The organism is Pseudomonas sp. CFII68, from assembly GCF_000416195.1.
GTDB lineage: Bacteria > Pseudomonadota > Gammaproteobacteria > Pseudomonadales > Pseudomonadaceae > Aquipseudomonas > Aquipseudomonas kilonensis.
In genome coordinates, this window is the sequence record NZ_ATLN01000096.1 from 36972 (window position 1) to 51277 (window position 14306).

Annotated in this window: 14 protein-coding genes and 1 pseudogene; 10 read left to right on the top strand and 5 right to left on the bottom strand. The window is 62.5% G+C overall.

The window, feature by feature from the left end; genetic code table 11:
• Window positions 1-15 precede the first annotated feature (15 nt).
• On the bottom strand, window positions 16-798 hold the full coding sequence (locus CFII68_RS10185; RefSeq protein ID WP_018609402.1) for a thioesterase II family protein: 783 nt from the start codon (window positions 796-798) through the stop codon (window positions 16-18).
• A gap of 216 nt (window positions 799-1014) precedes the next feature.
• Here CFII68_RS10185 and tam point away from each other — a divergent pair, with 216 nt between their 5' ends.
• The 4 genes from tam to CFII68_RS10165 all read left to right on the top strand — a co-directional run bounded on the left by tam (window position 1015) and on the right by CFII68_RS10165 (window position 5869).
• Window positions 1015-1785 carry a trans-aconitate 2-methyltransferase gene (gene tam, locus CFII68_RS10180; RefSeq protein WP_018609404.1) on the top strand — a complete coding sequence of 257 codons (771 nt, stop codon included), beginning with the start codon at window positions 1015-1017 and terminating at the stop codon, window positions 1783-1785.
• A 91-nt stretch (window positions 1786-1876) separates the two neighbouring features.
• The gene (locus CFII68_RS10175) at window positions 1877-3010 is read left to right on the top strand and encodes a cupin-like domain-containing protein (RefSeq protein ID WP_018609406.1); all 1134 of its coding nucleotides are present in this window, start codon (window positions 1877-1879) and stop codon (window positions 3008-3010) included.
• Window positions 3011-3252: 242 nt separating this feature from the next.
• Complete coding sequence (locus CFII68_RS10170; RefSeq protein WP_018609408.1) at window positions 3253-4053, top strand: SDR family oxidoreductase; 801 nt, start codon at window positions 3253-3255, stop codon at window positions 4051-4053.
• Window positions 4046-5869: a glycoside hydrolase family 15 protein gene (locus CFII68_RS10165; RefSeq protein WP_018609409.1), complete on the top strand. Its 1824-nt coding sequence runs from the start codon at window positions 4046-4048 to the stop codon at window positions 5867-5869. The genes CFII68_RS10170 and CFII68_RS10165 overlap by 8 nt, the downstream gene beginning before the upstream one ends.
• A gap of 181 nt (window positions 5870-6050) precedes the next feature.
• On the opposite strand, the gene CFII68_RS10160 is transcribed toward CFII68_RS10165, so the two are convergent.
• Window positions 6051-6416, bottom strand: coding sequence for a DUF6124 family protein (locus CFII68_RS10160; RefSeq protein ID WP_018609411.1), 366 nt, complete (start codon window positions 6414-6416; stop codon window positions 6051-6053).
• 600 nt (window positions 6417-7016) lie between these two features.
• Between CFII68_RS10160 and CFII68_RS10155 the strand changes: the two genes are divergently transcribed.
• Together CFII68_RS10155 and CFII68_RS10150 are read left to right on the top strand one after the other, a co-directional pair.
• Complete coding sequence (locus CFII68_RS10155; protein WP_018609413.1) at window positions 7017-7394, top strand: hypothetical protein; 378 nt, start codon at window positions 7017-7019, stop codon at window positions 7392-7394.
• A gap of 28 nt (window positions 7395-7422) precedes the next feature.
• Window positions 7423-8325: an alpha/beta fold hydrolase gene (locus CFII68_RS10150; protein WP_018609414.1), complete on the top strand. Its 903-nt coding sequence runs from the start codon at window positions 7423-7425 to the stop codon at window positions 8323-8325.
• Here CFII68_RS10150 and CFII68_RS10145 read toward each other — a convergent pair.
• Window positions 8294-9286, bottom strand: coding sequence for a GlxA family transcriptional regulator (locus CFII68_RS10145; RefSeq protein ID WP_018609415.1), 993 nt, complete (start codon window positions 9284-9286; stop codon window positions 8294-8296). The genes CFII68_RS10150 and CFII68_RS10145 overlap by 32 nt on opposite strands.
• A 99-nt stretch (window positions 9287-9385) precedes the next feature.
• Between CFII68_RS10145 and inhA the strand changes: the two genes are divergently transcribed.
• Window positions 9386-10072: an isonitrile hydratase gene (inhA, locus tag CFII68_RS10140; protein ID WP_018609416.1), complete on the top strand. Its 687-nt coding sequence runs from the start codon at window positions 9386-9388 to the stop codon at window positions 10070-10072.
• Window positions 10073-10296: 224 nt separating this feature from the next.
• Here inhA and CFII68_RS10135 read toward each other — a convergent pair whose 3' ends face one another.
• Entirely contained in the window at window positions 10297-11034 is a 738-nt protein-coding gene (locus tag CFII68_RS10135; protein WP_018609417.1) for an SDR family oxidoreductase, read from the bottom strand.
• Between the two features lie 201 nt (window positions 11035-11235).
• On the opposite strand from CFII68_RS10135, the gene CFII68_RS10130 reads away from it, so the two are divergent.
• Complete coding sequence (locus CFII68_RS10130) at window positions 11236-12183, top strand: AraC family transcriptional regulator (protein ID WP_018609418.1); 948 nt, start codon at window positions 11236-11238, stop codon at window positions 12181-12183.
• A gap of 179 nt (window positions 12184-12362) precedes the next feature.
• Window positions 12363-12719 (top strand): annotated as a pseudogene (locus CFII68_RS10125) (hypothetical protein); the annotation flags it as partial.
• A 486-nt stretch (window positions 12720-13205) separates the two neighbouring features.
• On the opposite strand, the gene CFII68_RS10120 reads toward CFII68_RS10125, so the two are convergent.
• Window positions 13206-13664, bottom strand: coding sequence for an SRPBCC family protein (locus CFII68_RS10120; RefSeq protein ID WP_018609420.1), 459 nt, complete (start codon window positions 13662-13664; stop codon window positions 13206-13208).
• Between the two features lie 142 nt (window positions 13665-13806).
• Between CFII68_RS10120 and CFII68_RS10115 the strand changes: the two genes are divergently transcribed.
• Window positions 13807-14208: a lysozyme inhibitor LprI family protein gene (locus CFII68_RS10115; RefSeq protein ID WP_018609421.1), complete on the top strand. Its 402-nt coding sequence runs from the start codon at window positions 13807-13809 to the stop codon at window positions 14206-14208.
• The last annotated feature ends 98 nt before the right edge of the window (window positions 14209-14306 follow it).

Here is a 14306-nt window from a genome sequence, read left to right on the forward strand (position 1 = left end):
CGAGGAGATGTTGCGTCAGGTAGTTTGAATGGGGCCGCTTCGCGCCCCAGCGGGGATAAATCCCCTCGCCACAGGGGCCAACCCATGCCGCCGATGATGCACGCTCAACTGATCCTTGATCAGCCGCAGCACCTTGGCCTCGTGCTCATGAATGAAGAAGTGCCCGCCCGCCAGCATGTCCACCGAAAAGCTGCCCGTGGTTTCCTGGCGCCAGCCCATCAGTTGCTCCGTGGTGGCCTTGTCGGCCGTGCCGCCGAACACGTGCACCGGACAGTTGAGCAGCGGCCGCTGCCGCGGCTGGAAATGTCCGCACAGCAAAAAATCGGCGCGCAGGACCGGCAAGGTCAAGGCCATCAGCTCTTCATTGGCCAGGATCTCCTCGCTCGTACCGTTGAGGGTGCGCAGTTGCTCGATCAACTCGGCGTCGGTTTTCGCCTTGGCGAAACCGCGGTCGTAGTCGGCGCGCATCGTCGGCGCCGCGGTGCCGGATGCAAACAACGCCACCGGTTCCGGGCAGCCAAGTTCACGCAGGGCATGGGCGATTTCACAGGCCAGCAGCGCGCCCAGGCTGTGGCCAAACAAGGCGTAAGGGGCCTGGAGCGACGGACGCAGCTCCCGCGCCAGCTGCATCGCCAACGGGCCCATGTCGGTATGCAGCGGCTCGTCGAAGCGCGCTCCGCGCCCCGGCAGTTCCACCGGTTGCACGTGCAGCCATTGCGGCAACGTGCGCCGCCAGCGGCTGTACACCATCGCGCTGGCGCCGGAATAAGGCAGGCACAGCAGGGTCAGTTGGGTCACTGCGGTTTTCTCCGATCGGTCGTGTAGGGAAGATAACGAAATCGTAACCCATGGAATTAGTCAAAACCGTGACGTTCGCCACGAGATGCCTGCCCCTTGTGGGAGCAAGGCTTGTGGGAGCAAGGCTTGCCCGCGATGAACGATAACGCGGTTCATCCTCCCACACGACCTTATACTGGCGGCACCTCGACTCACCGCACTGCACAGGAGAACGCCATGAGCTGGTCCGCCAAGCAATACGTCACCTTCGAACAGGAACGCACCCGTCCGTCCCGGGACCTGCTCGCCGCCATCCCCCCGACACAGGCCGGCTCGGTGATCGACCTGGGGTGCGGCCCGGGCAATTCCACCGAGCTGCTGGTGGAACATTTCAACAGCGCCACGGTGCGCGGCCTGGACAGTTCCAGCGACATGGTCGAGGCCGCCCGCAAACGCTTGCCCGCCGTGGCGTTCGACACTGCCGACATCGGCCAATGGGATGAGCCCGGGCCGTTCGACGTGATTTTCGCCAACGCCGTGCTGCAATGGCTGCCTGACCACGCCACCCTGCTGCCCTCGCTGGTGGGCAAGCTCGCTCCCGGTGGCAGCCTGGCAATCCAGATGCCCGACAACCTGCACCAGCCCTCCCACCGCTTGATGCGGGAAATCGCTGCCAACGGGCCTTGGGCCAGCCAACTGGCCGCGGCGGCTGATTCGCGTACCGAGATGGCGGATGCCAGCGCCTATTACTCGATCCTCAAGCCCCACTGCAGCCGCGTCGATGTGTGGCGCACCACCTACCATCACCCCTTGGCCGGCGGTGCCGCAGGCGTGGTGGAATGGTTCAAGGGCAGCGCCTTGCGGCCGTTTCTCGACCCGCTGGACGAGGCGCAACGCGAACAGTACCTGGCCCGCTACCTCAAGGCGATCGAACAGGCTTATCCCGCCCAGGACGATGGGACGGTGCTGCTGCCGTTTCCCCGGTTGTTCATAGTTGCGACGCGCTAGGGCGACGGTCGATGACGCAGCGACGGGGCCTAAATTTCTGATCCGGGCCCTCGTTACCTGCTAAGACCAAAAACCCGCAAGAGTGACCGCCGTGGACCTGCACACCATCCTGGGCAAGCTGTTCGCCAATGCCGGCGCCGTTGGTATCGAAGGCGTCTTCCAATTCGTGTTCGGCCCGCACCAGGCGTACTGGTCCGAGGTCAAGGCCAGCAGCCGCACCGAAGCTGGCCGCCACAGCAGCCCTGACGTGACCATCGAGGTGGCGGAAAAGGACTTCCTCGGGATCATGGCCGGCATGGCCAATGTCGAGGAACTGTTCGCCAGCGGGCGCCTGAAGATCGGTGGCAACATGGGCCTGGCGACGTTGCTGCCGCAGATCATCGACCATGCCCGGCATGGCGGTGGCGTGGTGGAAAAGGTCGACATGAACAAGCGCTACCCCACCCCGTCGCGCTTCAGCGAAAAACTCACCGCGAGCCTGCCGCCCCAACGCAGCGTGGAACGGCGGCCTCGCAGCGAGCTGTCGGTGCAGGAGTTTCAAGCGCGCTATTTACCCCACGGCATTCCGCTGGTCATCAGCGATGCCTTGCAGGACTGGCCGTTGTTCAAACTCAGCCGCGAAGAATCCCTGGTGCATTTTGCCGAGCTGCAAGGCATCACCCGCCACGGCGACTACGTGAAGAAGACCTTCTCCACCGAGCGGGATTTCCGCTCCACGTCCATGGCCGACTTCATCGCCTCCCTCGACAGCCCGGCGACCAAGGGCGCCGACGGCGAACCACCGGCCTACATGGGCAACAACATCCTGCCGGCGCAACTGATGGAGCAGATCAAGTACCCGCCCTACTTCGCCCCCTCGCTGTTCATCCCGCCGCGCATCTGGATCGGCCCCAAGGGCACCCTGACGCCGCTGCACCGCGACGACACCGACAATTTGTTCGCCCAGGTCTGGGGCCAGAAAACCTTCACCCTCGCCGCGCCTCACCACCGCGAAGCCCTGGGCACCTGGTCCACGGCGCCCCAAGGCGGGCTGGACGGTTGTGATTTCAACCCGGACGCGCCGGACTACCAACGCTTCCCCCACGCCCGCGACGTGACCTTCATGCGCGTGACATTGGAGGCAGGGGATTTGCTGTTTTTGCCTGAGGGTTGGTTCCATCAGGTGGAGTCGGTGTCTACGTCGTTGTCGGTGAATTTCTGGGTGAATTCGGGGCGGGGTTGGTAACAGCCGACCTGAAGCAAAATTCTTTGTGGCTGGAGGATTGTGGGAGCAAGGCTTGCCCGCGATGAAGGCAATGCGGTCTTTCAGAAATCGAGTCGCCTGTTTCGCGAGCAAGCTATGCTCCCACGGTCCCCTTGCCACAGGTTTGTGTTTGGACCTGGAATATGAAGACCGCTTCACCCAACTGAACTCTGCACGCCTCACGCCAGTCAGCAGGTAAGGCCCTCCATTCAAGGTGCTAGACCATGCAGATATCCCTCGCCCGACAGGTTGCCCTGGTCACCGGCGCCAGCTCCGGCATTGGCGCTGGCGCGGCCAGGGCGTTGGCAGACGCGGGTGCCGCAGTGGTACTCAACTACCACTCCAGTGCCGGCCCGGCCGAAGCGCTGGCCCGTGAAATCAACGCCAACGGCGGCCGCGCCATCGCCGTCGGGGCCGATGTGTCGAAGGAGCCGGACGTCGAGCGGCTGTTCGCCCAGACCCTCGAAGCCTTTGGCGCGCTGGACATCCTGGTCGCCAACTCCGGCCTGCAAAAAGATGCCGCCACCGTCGACATGCGCCTGGAAGACTGGAACACCGTGATCGGCACCAACCTCACCGGCCAGTTCCTCTGCGCTCGCGCCGCCCTGCGGATTTTCACCCGCCAGGGTATTCGCCACGGCGTGTCCCGGGCCGCTGGCAAGATCATCCACATGAGTTCGGTGCACCAGCGCATTCCCTGGGCCGGCCACGCCAATTACGCCGCGTCCAAGGGCGGGGTCGATCTGCTGATGCAGAGCCTGGCCCAGGAAACCAGCCACCAGCGCATCCGCATCAACAGCATCGCCCCCGGCGCCATCCGCACGGCCATCAACCAGGACGCCACCGAGGGCGAGCAGGAACAGAAACTGCTGGAGCTGATTCCTTACGGTCGCGTCGGCGCTGTGGAGGACGTCGCCAACGCGGTGGTCTGGCTGGCCTCGGATTTGTCCGATTATGTGGTGGGCACCACGCTGTTCATCGATGGCGGGATGAGCCTTTATCCGGGGTTTCGCGGCAATGGCTGATCATGACGAACCCCAAAGCCCCATCGAGAACCACGGCATCATCGGCGACATGCGCAGCGCCGCGCTGGTCAATGACCAAGGCAGCATAGATTTTTTCTGCTGGCCGGAATTCGACAGCCCATCGATCTTCTGTTCGCTGCTGGATACGCCCGAAGCGGGCATTTTCCAACTGGCCCCGGACCTGCCGAATGCCCGCCGCCAGCAGATCTACCTGCCCGACACCAACGTGCTGCAAACCCGCTGGCTGAGCGACGGCGCCGTGGTGGAAGTCACCGACCTGCTGCCCATTGGCGACAGCGAGGATGATTTGCCGGTGCTGATGCGCAAGGTGCACATGACCGTCGGCAGCGCGACGTTTCGCATGCGCTGCGCGGTGCGGCATGACTACGCCCGGGCCGCCACCACGGCGCGCCAGGACGCTGCCCACATCTGTTTCGAGGCGCCGGGGCAACCGAGCCTGCGCCTATGCTCCGACCAGCCCATGACGCTGGACGGCAATGCGGCGGTGGCCGAGTTCACCCTGGCGCAGGGCCAGAGCGCCGAATTCCTGCTGGGTGGCATCGACGACCCGCGCCTTCAGGACGATGTCAGCGCGATTTGCCTGGAACGCACCCTGGCGTTCTGGCGCGGCTGGATCGGCCAGTCCACCTACCGGGGACGCTGGCGGGAAGTGGTCAACCGCTCGGCCCTGGCGCTGAAGCTGCTGACCTCGCGCAAACACGGCGCCATCCTCGCCGCCGCCACCTTCGGCCTGCCGGAAACCCGCGGCGGCGAACGCAACTGGGATTATCGCTACACCTGGATCCGCGACTCTTCCTTTACCGTCTATGCGTTCATCCGCCTGGGCTTCGTCGAAGAAGCCAACGCCTACATGCGCTGGCTGCGCGGCCGGGTCAGTGACTGCTGTGATCAACCGATCAAACTCAATATTCTCTACGGTCTGGACGGCAGGCAGGAGCTACCGGAAACCGAGTTGCCACACCTGAGCGGCTTCGGCAACGCCCGACCGGTGCGCATCGGCAACCTGGCCTACAAACAGGTGCAGTTGGACATTTTCGGCGAGCTGATGGACGCGGTGTACCTGGTCAACAAATACGGCGAAGCCATCTCCCATCAAGGCTGGAAACACACCGTCGAGGTGGTCGACCAGGTGTGCAAGGTCTGGCAGGACAAGGATGTGGGTATCTGGGAAATGCGCGGCGACAAACAGCATTTCCTGCATTCGCGGCTGATGTGTTGGGTCGCGGTGGATCGCGCCATCCGCCTGGCCGAAAAACGCTCCCTGCCCGCCCCGTTCGCCCGCTGGGACGAGACGCGCCAGGCCATCTACCAGGACATCTGGACGAACTTCTGGAACGACGAACACCAGCACTTCATCCAGCGCCAGGGCAGTACCGCCCTGGACGGCTCGATGCTGTTGATGCCGCTGGTGCGCTTCGTCAGCGCCCGCGACCCGCGCTGGCTCTCGACACTCGACGCCATCGAAAAAAACCTGGTGCGCGACGGCATGGTCTATCGCTACCGCAACGACGACAGCCCCATCGACGGCCTCAGCGGCATCGAAGGCTCATTCGCGGCCTGCTCGTTCTGGTACGTCGAATGCCTGGCCCGCGCCGGCCGCGTGGAAAAAGCCCAGCTGGAGTTCGAACAACTGCTGCGCTACGCCAACCCGCTGGGGCTGTACGCCGAAGAATTCGACAGCCACGGCTACCACCTGGGCAACACCCCCCAAGCCCTGACCCATCTTGCGCTGATCAGCGCGGCGAGCTTCCTGGACCGCAAGTTGAGCGGGGAGAAAACTCATTGGCAGCCGTGAACTAGGCTTTTGTGGGAGCAAGGCTTGCCCGCGATGAAGGTGACGCGTTCATTGTGATCGTTCCTCACGCTCCGCGTGGGAACGCCGCCAGGGACGCTCCGCGTTCCGCTTCTGGAGGGTGACGCAGAGCGTCACGGGCTGCATTCCCACGCGGAGCGTGGGAACGATCATGGTGTGCCGGCTACCGCGCTGAGTCGGCCAGCTCGAGGTCATCCAACGCACGGTTAGCCAGCAACCTGGCCAGTTCGATCAACTGCTGAATCCCCAGCGCAACATGCCGCCGGGAACCTTCCAGATCGAACCCCAGGTCACTGACCAGCGCATCGGCCGAGGCCAGGGTTTCGCTGAGGGTGGTCAGCACCGATTCGGTGTTGAGGCCGGGGACCACGGTGAAAACCTGGCCGTCCTGGGTGTCGGGTTTAGGCGGCGTGGGCGACAAATGGATATTCAGCGCCCGGTCGGCGGCTTCGCGGAGTTTTTTTGTATCGAGGGTGGTGTAGGCAGAGAGGTCTTCGGCGCGTGGAGGGTTGGGGGTGATCTTGACCATTGTGAAACTCCTGACTTGAAGTTGAGCTCACCCCACCTCGTGACCAAACGAGGGTGGTGGGCTATACGCAGGTTGGTCAACCGGGAAGTCAGGCACCCGGCGCACTCGAAAGTGCCCCGCGCACAGCCCACCGCAAAGCATACCGACAAGCACGCAAAAAAGCGCCGACATGCTGAGGTTGGCGCGTGTGCGCCTGACATTGGACGGGTGACCAAACCCGGTCGCTGATTTTGCAGCGACGAGCAAAGCCTATCCCCGCTATTTCCTAACCGGCAACCGCCGCGACTCGTCAGAAAATTCCGGTTCACCTATTTTTTTGTAGGAACACCGCACCACTGTGGCGAGGGGATTTATCCCCGCTGGGCTGCGCAGCAGCCCCTGTAATCAGCGCCTCGGTGCATCAGGCAGATTGAGTTGGCTGTTTAGGGGGCTGCTTCGCAGCCCAACGGGGATAAATCCCCTCGCCACAGATAAATCCCCTCGCCACAAAAACTAGTTACGTCCCGTTTCGAGTTGCCAGCCCCCCAAACCCCTCCTAAGATCGTTGCTCTCACGGGTGCAGCGGAGCTGCCCGATAAAAACCCGACTCAAGGACCTGACATGACCCATATCAAACGCCCCATCACCACCCCCCCCCGAAGAGGCCTGACCCGCGAAGACCTCTGGGAGGGCCAGGACCGGGGCCTGATCAAATGCTGGGAAATCGGCCGCGACCGCGCGGTGAAGTTTCCCGAACTGGCGCAACGCTGCCTGGCCGGTGAGTTGCCGGTACTGGGGTGGAAAGGTGGCGTCAGCCGCAGCCTGAAGAAAAACGAAAAATTCGGCTGTCTCAAGTACCTCGCCCAATGGCAGGGCCTGCGCGGTGAAGACCTGGACATCGACTTGACCCAGGAGCGCACCCTGACCTGCTCCAGCACGAACATGATCGTGACGTTCACGCCGGATCGGGCCAAATACGTGAACCAGGAACCCGCCTGACCGCAACCGAGCAATGCCGGAGGCCAACATGAACCTCGATCCCAAGGTCAACTTCGCCGTGACGCCGCTGTTGCGCATCGCCTACGAAGAACACGGTCCCGCCAGCGGCGAGCCCGTCATCCTGCTGCACGGCTTTCCTTACGACCCCAGGGCTTTCGATGAAGTCGCACCCGCCCTGGCCGAGCGTGGATATTGGGTCATCGTGCCCTACCTGCGCGGCTACGGCCCGACCCGGTTCAACAACCCGGCCATCCTGCGCTCCGGCCAACAAGCGGCACTGGCGCAGGACCTGCTGGACCTGATGCACGCACTCTCCATCCCCCAGGCCGCGCTGTGCGGCTACGACTGGGGCGGTCGGGCGGCGTGTATCGTCGCGGCGCTGTGGCCCGAGCGCGTTCGCTGCCTGGTGACTGGCGACGGCTACAACCTGCAGGACATTCCCCGTTCCACGCAGCCGCTGGACCCGGAAACCGAACATCGCCTGTGGTACCAGTACTATTTCCACACGGCGCGGGGCGTCGAGGGCCTGACCCGGAACCGACGTGAACTGTGTGAGTTGCTCTGGCGCCTGTGGTCACCGACCTGGAAACGTGGCGCCGAACGGTATCCCCTCAGTGCTGCGTCGTTCGACAACCCGGACTTCGTCGACGTGGTGATCCACTCCTACCGCCATCGCTTCATGTACGCACCGGGCGACCCGACGCTGGAGTGGATGGAGGAACGGCTGGCGGCACAACCGGCCATCAGCGTGCCGAGCATTTCCCTGTGCGGCGCCGACGACGGCGTGGGGCCAGCGCCGGAACATGATGAAGACGCCGAACATTTCACAGGTTTTTACGAGCGCCGCGTGCTGGTCGGTGTCGGCCACAACATCCCACAGGAAGCCCCCAAGGCCACGCTCAAGGCATTGCTGGATCTGCTTGAGGGCTGACGGCGAACCGCTCGCGATAGGCCTGGGGTGTCACCCCCATGGCCCGCAAAAAGCTGCGGCGCAAGGTTTCCTCACTGCCGAAGCCACATTGCACCGCCACCCGCTTGATCGACACAGCGGTGTCGGACAACAGGCGGCGAGCGGTTTCCACGCGAATCAACTCCACCGCCCGCGCCGGGGTCTGACCGGTGTCGGCGCGGTAGTGCCGCACAAAGCTGCGTTCGCTCATACCGACCTCGGCGGCCAGGCTCGACAGGCCCAGGTCGCGGGTGAGGTTTTCGGCGATCCAGGCATGCAGGTCATCAAACCGACTGCCCTGCTTTTGCAGCGACAACGTCACGCTGAACTGTGATTGCCCACCGGGACGCTTGAGGAACACCACCAGCTGCCGGGCGACCTCCAGCGCCACCGCGCGGCCCAGGTCTTCCTCCACCAGCGCCAAGGCCAGGTCGATGCCGGCCGTGACCCCAGCCGAGGTCCAGACCGGGCCATCGTTGATGAAAATCGGGTTGGGTTCGACCCGCAACTGCGGATGCTGCTCGGCCAGTTGTTCGCAGCGGGTCCAGTGCGTCACCACACGCCGCCCGTCCAGCCAACCGCTGGCGGCCAGCAGGAACGCCCCGGTGCACACCGACGCCACCCGTCGCGAACGCAGGCCGTGCTCCTTGACCCAGGCCACCAGTGCCGGATTCTTCGCCGCTTCGTACACGCCCCAGCCACCGGCGATCAACAGCGTGTCGCTGCCTTCACTCGGCAGCGGCTCGGCTACCAGCGCCAACCCTGCCGAGGACATCACCGCCCCGCCACCCACAGCGATGACCGTCGGCGTGTAGGGCAACGGCAGGCCTTGCTGGCGGGCCAGGTCGTTGGCCGAGGCAAACACCTGCAAAGGCCCGGTGACATCCAGCACTTGCACGTTGGCGAAGGCCAGCACATGAACGGTTTTCGGTGGGTTGGGCATATTGGCGTGATTCGTGGGTTTATTGGCGTATACGCCAGAGCCTACGGATCTAAAGTAAAACCGTCCACCCCTCGGGCATCATCCAAAGGAGCACGCGACATGACGCTGCAGATCGGTTTGCTGTTATTCCCCCAAGTCCAGCAGTTGGATCTGACCGGCCCTTATGACGTACTGGCCTCGTTGCCAGACGTGAAGGTCCACCTGATCTGGAAGGACCTGGCGCCGGTCACTGCCAGCACCGGGCTGGTGTTGCTGCCCACCACCACGTTCGAGGACTGCCCGAAGCTCGACGTGATCTGCGTTCCCGGCGGGACCGGCGTCGGCCCCCTGATGGAAGACGAGCAGACGCTGGCCTTCATAAAGCGGCAGGCCGCCGAGGCGAAATACATCACGTCCGTGTGCACCGGTTCGCTGGTGCTTGGTGCGGCGGGCCTGTTGCAAGGCAAACGCGCCACCACCCATTGGGCCTATCACAGCCTGCTGCAAACCTTGGGCGCGACACCGGTCAAGGATCGCGTGGTCCGCGATGGCAACCTGCTCACCGGTGGCGGCATCACGGCCGGAATCGATTTTGCCTTGACCCTGGCGGCCGAACTGTTCGACCAGGACACCGCCGAACTGGTCCAACTGCAGCTCGAATACGCCCCTGCCCCGCCGTTCAACGCCGGCAGTCCCGACACCGCGCCGACGCGCGTCCTGGAAGAAGCCCACCGACGTACCGCAGAATCGTTCCGGGTGCGCTCGCAGATCGCCCAACGTGCTGCGGCGCGGTTGGAACTGGCGTAACGCTAAGCCCCAGCCAGGCATAGCTGGGCTGGGCTGTGGGAACTGAGCTCATCTGTGGGAGCAAAGCTTGCTCGCGAAACAGGCGCCTCTGTTTCTGGAAAGACCGCATCGCCTCTATCGCGGGCAAGCCTTGCTCCCACACAGCAGGGCCCGCCACAGAGCTCAGGTTTCCCTCATGGCGATACCACTCGCTCATGAGGGTTCTCCTGTCGGGTCAACTCGATTCAAAACGGGCTGGCAGTGGGCCGCACGATCAGTTCGCTGACGTCCACATCCGCTGGTTGTTCGATGGCGTAGGCGATCGCCCGGGCGATGGCTTCGGCGGGAATGGAGATCCTGCGGAACTCGCGCATTTCGGCACGGCCACCTTCATCGGAAATGCTCTCGGCCAGTTCCGATTCGGTCACGCCGGGGGAAATCACCGTCACCCGTACATCACCCCCGACTTCCTGGCGCAAGCCCTCGGAAATCGCCCGCACGGCAAACTTGGTGGCGCAATACACGGCGGCCGTCGGGCTGACGGCGTAGGCACCGATTGACGCGATGTTGATGAACTGGCCGCTGCGCTGGCGCTGCATCAGCGGCAGGCCGGCGGCGATGCCGTGGAGCACGCCACGGATGTTGACGTCGATCATGCGGTCCCACTCCTCGACTTTCAGCGCCTCGAGCTTGGAGAGCGGCATGACCCCGGCATTGTTGATGATCACGTCGACCCTGCCGAAACGCTGGACAGCGAAGTCGATCAGGTTCTGGACGTCGTCGCGGCGGGTCACGTCCACCGCTTTGCAGACAGCCTGCTGGCCGGCGGTTTCGAGTTCCTGCACCAGTGTTTGCAAACGATCGATGCGCCGGGCGCCAAGCACGACACGGGCACCGCGAGCCGCAAGCAACCGCGCCGCCGCTTCACCAATCCCGCTGCTGGCGCCGGTGATGACCACTACTTTGTTTTGAATATCGGACATGATGGTTCCCTCGTCTGGATGTGTTGCCCCGGTGGGAGCGTTTTGACAGGTCCAGATTAGGGAACCGACCACGGCCTGGGTTAGCCGGATCCTCCTGCGCACTTGCACGATCCTGTGGCGATAAAACCGACTCTGGCCGACAGCCGCGCAATCGGTTTTACTAGCGCGGTCCACTCAATTTGGCCTGGGAGATTGATCGGCATGTCGGTATCCACGTCCATCCACATTGCGCCAGACGACGGCGTCAGCCAGCGCCGCGCCGAACTGGCGAGCCTGATGAAGCGCTTTGCGCCGGAATACGGCGTCCACCCTACGGCCATCGAGGCCTTGCACCTGATCCGTAGCGACCAGCCGACCGAAGCCCTGCACACCGTGCACAAGCCTGGTTTATGCGTGATTATCGAGGGACGCAAGGAAGTGCGCCTGGCGGACGAATGCTACGTGTATGACCCACTCAATTATCTGGTCGTCTCGGTGACCCTGCCGCTGGCCGGCCAGGTGATTGAAGCCAGCCCGGAGCACCCCTACCTGTGCATCCGCCTCGATATCGACCCGGCTCAGATCTGCCGCCTGATTGCCGACGCCAGCCCTATCGGCGTGCCGGCCGAAAGAACCGGACGCGGGTTGTTCCTGGACCGTATCGATACGCCATTACTCGACGCGCTGTTGCGCTTGTTGCGGCTGTTGGACAGCCCGGACGATATCGCCACCCTCGCGCCGTTGGCCCAACAGGAGATTTTCTACCGGCTGCTGCGTGGTACCCAAGGCCAGCGCTTGCACGAAATCGCCATTCCCGACACCCAGACCCATCGCATCAGCCGTGCCATCGAGTGGCTCAATACCCATTACGCCGAACCGCTGAGCATCGACAGCCTGGCACAAATGATCAATCTCAGCCCTTCGGCGCTGCATCACCGCTTCAAAGCCGTGACCGCCATGAGCCCGCTGCAATACCAGAAACAACTGCGCTTGCAGGAAGCTCGACGGTTGCTGTTGGCAGAGAACAGCGACGTTTCGTCAATTGGCTACAAGATGGGGTATGAAAGCCCTTCGCAGTTCAGCCGTGAATACAGCCGTCTATTTGGCGCCTCCCCGAGCAAGGACATCGCTCGTTTGCGTGCCCAGGCACTGCAAGCCAGTAGCGCCTGATCCTGCACACAAACAGGATCAGGCAAAACCAGGACAGTATCCGTCTAACGCCCGCCCCCGCCTCGCCCCTAATCTGAACCCATGCAGCAAAGACAACCGTCGCCGCTGCAACGGGTTCAGCAGATCACGACATCTGAACGACCCGGCACTCAACCCTTGATATGACCGGAGTCTTTACCATGAAAACGCTCAACACCTTGATCGCCGTTACCACCTTCGCCCTGAGCGTCAGTGCGTTTGCCCTGCCGAGCCAGCAACAAGACCGTTTCTTTACCCAGGCTGGCGATTACCAGCAGCCAGTGGCCGCTGATGGTACGGATCGGACGCCGGGAGGGCAGACCTTGGCTGCCGATGGTGCCGACCGGACGCCTGGAGGTCAGACCCTGGCTGCCGATGGCGCGGACCGGACGCCTGGGGGCCAGACCTTGGCTGCCGATGGCGCGGACCGGACGCCTGGGGGTCAGACTCTCGCTGCTGATGGTGCGGACCGGACGCCGGGAGGCCAGACCTTGGCTGCCGATGGCTCCGACCGCACCATGACCCGGCGCCTGGCATGATCAGGCCACTTTTTCACAGACGAAAAAAAACCCGCCTAGGCGGGTTTTTTGAGGACCAATTTGACTCCCTGTCCGGCATTCCATGCCTGGTCCAATCATCCATGACCCCGAGCACTCCCTGTACCCAGTGGATGAACATAGATTAGGCCCATCGGTATTGTGGAAAAAGACGAGAAAGCAGCAACGGTGTGTAAGCGTTTCGCTATAGGGCGCTTTCCTGACTTTTTAACGGGCGAAAAAAAACCCGCCGAAGCGGGTTTTTCCAAGACCATTACGACTCCCTGTCGATAGCCAATCCTTGCATGGTCGATCGTCCCTGATCCTGAGCACTTCCTGTGCTTCAGTGGATGAGTCCAGATTACGCCTCGGATCCAAAATGAAATAGACGACATAGCTACCATTTCATGTAAGACATTCGCTATACCTACCCTTCCGAAACCCCTTAGCCCCATCCGCCGGCCAAGCTCAAGACTTGTTCAGGAACGCTTCAATGTTGGCCATCTGCTCGTCCCAGCCACGACTGTCCATGCGAAAAGCCTTGAGCCGGCGAGCTTCAGGAATTTTGTTGAAACCTGACTCCACGACTTTGAGTAAGGTGCCGCCGTCCATGTCTTCGAGTTCGAATTGCACCCGGGTTTCGGACTCTTGGGAATAATCCGTCTGCGGCTCGACAGCGTACGGGTGCCAGCGAAACGAGAAGACCCGCTCGGGCTCCACCCGCTCCACCGCTACGTCCCAGATGAGGTGTTCGTAACCTGGGTAAGTGATTTGCCCTTGGGTACGCTCCCCTGCCACAAACCGTTTCCCCTCAAGGGCGACACCGAACCATTGGCCGAAAGCTTCGGCATTGGCCAGGGCTCGCCAGACATGAGAGCGCGGAGCCTTGAGCAGGATCTTTCTTTCAATGCGGTCGGATGAATGCATGGGTCACCTCCTGTGTTTCAACAGTAGGCTTGTAAGACCACAAGGCCAACCAGAAAGTTGTATCAGGACCGCCTTCTTTAAAACTGCATGGAGCAATGTAAACTCACCCGGCGTTTTCACCCCCCTCAAGGAGAGACCAAACATGTCCCCGCGCTTGCTTCTGGCCCTGATGCCGCTGCTTTTCGTCACTGTTGCCCAGGCCGACGACTGCGCCGACGCCACCACTCAAGGCGAAATGAACCAATGCGCAGCCAAAGAAAACAAGGCCGCCGACAACGAGCTGAACAGCTTGTACAAGCAGATCACAGCACGCCTGAAGGACAACCCGGAGGCCAAGCAGATGCTGGTCAAGGCGCAGCGTGCCTGGATAGGTTTCCGTGATGCCGAATGCAATTTCTCCGCCTCCGGGGTCGAGGGCGGTAGCGTCTATCCGCTGATCTACAGCAATTGCATCACCGCCCAGACTAAAGCCCGGGTCGAGGCATTCAAGACCTATCTCAAGTGCAAGGAAGGGGATCTGAGCTGCCCAGTACCCGAGGCTTAAGGGCCTGGATGCAAAAAAGGATGACCTCTACAGGTCATCCTTTTTTTGGCCAAAGCTTTTTATTGCAGGCAAAAACAAAACCCCTACCTGCATCAGCA

Coding starts and splice junctions, on each gene's coding strand:
- CFII68_RS10160 (WP_018609411.1), bottom strand. CDS start 6,416: ATGGTCAAGATCACCCCCAACCCTCCACGCGCCGAAGACCTCTCTGCC.
- CFII68_RS10145 (WP_018609415.1), bottom strand. CDS start 9,286: ATGCCCAACCCACCGAAAACCGTTCATGTGCTGGCCTTCGCCAACGTG.
- CFII68_RS10155 (WP_018609413.1), top strand. CDS start 7,017: ATGACCCATATCAAACGCCCCATCACCACCCCCCCCCGAAGAGGCCTG.
- CFII68_RS10165 (WP_018609409.1), top strand. CDS start 4,046: ATGGCTGATCATGACGAACCCCAAAGCCCCATCGAGAACCACGGCATC.
- CFII68_RS10120 (WP_018609420.1), bottom strand. CDS start 13,664: ATGCATTCATCCGACCGCATTGAAAGAAAGATCCTGCTCAAGGCTCCG.
- CFII68_RS10135 (WP_018609417.1), bottom strand. CDS start 11,034: ATGTCCGATATTCAAAACAAAGTAGTGGTCATCACCGGCGCCAGCAGC.
- tam (WP_018609404.1), top strand. CDS start 1,015: ATGAGCTGGTCCGCCAAGCAATACGTCACCTTCGAACAGGAACGCACC.
- inhA (WP_018609416.1), top strand. CDS start 9,386: ATGACGCTGCAGATCGGTTTGCTGTTATTCCCCCAAGTCCAGCAGTTG.
- CFII68_RS10130 (WP_018609418.1), top strand. CDS start 11,236: ATGTCGGTATCCACGTCCATCCACATTGCGCCAGACGACGGCGTCAGC.
- CFII68_RS10150 (WP_018609414.1), top strand. CDS start 7,423: ATGAACCTCGATCCCAAGGTCAACTTCGCCGTGACGCCGCTGTTGCGC.
- CFII68_RS10170 (WP_018609408.1), top strand. CDS start 3,253: ATGCAGATATCCCTCGCCCGACAGGTTGCCCTGGTCACCGGCGCCAGC.
- CFII68_RS10115 (WP_018609421.1), top strand. CDS start 13,807: ATGTCCCCGCGCTTGCTTCTGGCCCTGATGCCGCTGCTTTTCGTCACT.